At 64.6% G+C, this 2596-nt stretch carries 2 protein-coding genes; both read left to right on the forward strand.

Going from position 1 to position 2596, the window contains the following annotated elements; translation table 11 throughout:
• Positions 1 to 203 precede the first annotated feature (203 nt).
• Positions 204 to 1718: an IS21-like element ISPpu7 family transposase gene (gene istA, locus AC3WKX_RS34185; RefSeq protein WP_102606529.1), complete on the forward strand. Its 1515-nt coding sequence runs from the start codon at positions 204 to 206 to the stop codon at positions 1716 to 1718.
• 17 nt (positions 1719 to 1735) lie between these two features.
• Complete coding sequence (istB, locus tag AC3WKX_RS34190; RefSeq protein ID WP_102606530.1) at positions 1736 to 2491, forward strand: IS21-like element ISPpu7 family helper ATPase IstB; 756 nt, start codon at positions 1736 to 1738, stop codon at positions 2489 to 2491.
• The last annotated feature ends 105 nt before the right edge of the window (positions 2492 to 2596 follow it).

Raw genomic sequence — 2596 nt, forward strand, 5'->3', positions numbered from 1 at the left:
TGCGGATTCCACGCTGACTCGGACACCCATTCCACGCGCATCCGGACAGTGATTCCACGCTGATCCGGACACTCATTCCACGAGCATCCGGACACCGACTCCACGGTCATCCGGACACTTTTCTGGCAGGCAGCCACGCAGGATTTATTCACTACCATCGATCTCTTTTTCGAAGCAGAGAGGTCGTTGTGGAGCGTTTATCCATGCGTAAAATCCGAGAGGTGTTACGCCTCAAGTTCGACTGCGGCCTGTCCGTGCGCAAGATCGCCCGCAGCCTGGGCATTGGCCACAGCAGTGCCGGTGATTACCTCTGCCGTTTTGCCGCCAGCGGCCTCACCTGGCCCTGTTCGTTGTCCGATGCCGAGTTGGAGCAGCAACTGTTCCCGCCGGCCCCGGCGGTTGCCAGTGAGAAGCGGCCTTTACCCGATTGGGCATGGGTGCATGCCGAACTGCGCCGCCCCGGGGTGACCCTGGCGCTGCTCTGGCAGGAGTACCGCCTGAGCCAGCCTCAGGGCTTTCAGTACAGCTGGTTCTGTGAGCACTACCGAGCCTGGCAGGGCAAGTTGGACGTGGTGATGCGTCAGGAGCACCGCGTCGGCGAGAAGCTGTTCGTCGACTATGCCGGCCAGACGGTGCCGGTTATCGATCGCCACAGCGGCGAGATCCGCCAGGCGCAGGTGTTCGTCGCGGTGCTCGGCGCGTCCAGCTACACCTTCGCCGAAGCCACCTGGTCGCAGCAGCTGCCGGACTGGCTGGGCTCGCATACCCGCTGCTTCGCCTTCCTCGGCGGCGTGCCGGAGATCGTGGTGCCGGACAACCTGCGCAGCGCGGTGAGCAAGAGTCACCGCTACGAGCCGGACATCAACCCCAGCTACCGCGATCTGGCCGAGCACTATGGCGTGGCGGTGGTGCCGGCGCGGGCACGCAAACCGCGCGACAAGGCCAAGGCCGAAGTCGGCGTGCAGGTGGTTGAACGCTGGATCCTCGCCGCCCTGCGCAACCGCCAGTTCTTCTCCCTGGATGAACTCAACAGCGCTATCGCCGGGTTGCTGGAGCGGCTCAACCAACGCCCGTTCAAGAAGCTGCCGGGCTCGCGCCAGACGGCCTTCGACAGCCTGGATCGTCCGGCGCTGCGCCCCCTGCCGGAGCAACCCTACGTCTACGCCGAGTGGAAGAAGGCGCGGGTGCACATCGACTACCACGTCGAGGTCGATGGGCATTACTACTCGGTGCCGTATCAACTGGTGAAGAAGCAGCTGGAGGTGCGCCTGACGGCGCGCACCGTCGAGTGTTTCCACGCCAACCAGCGAGTGGCCAGCCACCTGCGTTCAATGCACAAGGGCAGGCACAGCACGCAGGCCGAGCACATGCCCAAGAGCCATCGCGAGCATGCCGAGTGGACGCCGCAGCGGCTGATCCGCTGGGCCGAGCAGACCGGGCCGAACACCGCCGGCGTGATCCGGCACATCCTCGAACGGCGCATCCATCCGCAGCAGGGCTACCGGGCCTGCCTGGGCATCCTGCGCCTGGGCAAAACCCACGGCGAAGTGCGCCTGGAGTTGGCCTGCCGTCGCGCCCTCAGCCTCGGTGCGTGCAGTTACAAGAGCCTCGAATCGATCCTGCGCCAGGGGCTGGAAAACCTGCCGCTAGCTCAAACCAACCTGCCGCTACTACCGGACGACCACGCCAACCTGCGCGGATCCGCCTACTACCACTGACCCCAAGGAAACTCACCATGCTGCCCCATCCGACCCTGGACAAGCTGCAAACCCTGCGCCTGCACGGCATGCTCAAGGCGCTGAATGAACAACTGAAAACCCCGGACATCGACAGCCTGAGCTTCGAAGAACGCCTCGGCCTGCTGGTCGACCGCGAGCTGACTGAACGCGATGACAAGCGCCTGAGCAGCCGCCTGCGCCAGGCCCGGCTCAAGCACAACGCCTGCCTCGAAGACATCGACTACCGCAGCCCGCGCGGACTGGATAAGGCGCTGATCCTGCAACTGAGCAGTGGTCAGTGGCTGCGCGACGGCCTCAACCTGATCATCGGCGGCCCCACCGGTGTCGGTAAAACCTGGCTGGCCTGCGCCCTGGCCCACCAGGCCTGCCGGGAGGGCTACAGCGTGCGCTACCTGCGCCTGCCACGTTTGCTGGAAGAACTGGGTCTGGCCCATGGCGACGGCCGCTTCGCCAAGCTGATGAGCAGCTACGCCAAGACCGACCTGCTGATCCTCGACGACTGGGGCCTGGCCCCGTTCACCGGCGAGCAACGGCGCGACATGCTGGAGCTACTGGACGACCGCTACGGCCAGCGCTCGACCCTCGTGACCAGCCAAATGCCCGTGGACAACTGGCACGAACTGATCGGCGATCCAACCCTGGCCGATGCCATCCTCGACCGCCTGGTGCACAACGCTTATCGGATCAATCTGAAGGGTGAATCAATGCGCAAACGGACGCAGAAATTGACGACGCCAGCCAACCCGGACTAACAATGCCACCCCTGCGTCGCTGCGCTCCGACTGCCTGTCCGAATGAGCGTGGAACAGGTGTCCGGATCAGCGTGGGCTGAGTGTCCGAATGGCGTGGAATCCGCA

The sequence above is a fragment of the Pseudomonas sp. GP01-A4 genome, assembly GCF_058780865.1.

Bases quoted from the DNA above. Each gene is read 5' to 3' on its own strand.
- istA (WP_102606529.1), top strand. From the start codon at position 204: ATGCGTAAAATCCGAGAGGTGTTACGCCTCAAGTTCGACTGCGGCCTG.
- istB (WP_102606530.1), top strand. From the start codon at position 1,736: ATGCTGCCCCATCCGACCCTGGACAAGCTGCAAACCCTGCGCCTGCAC.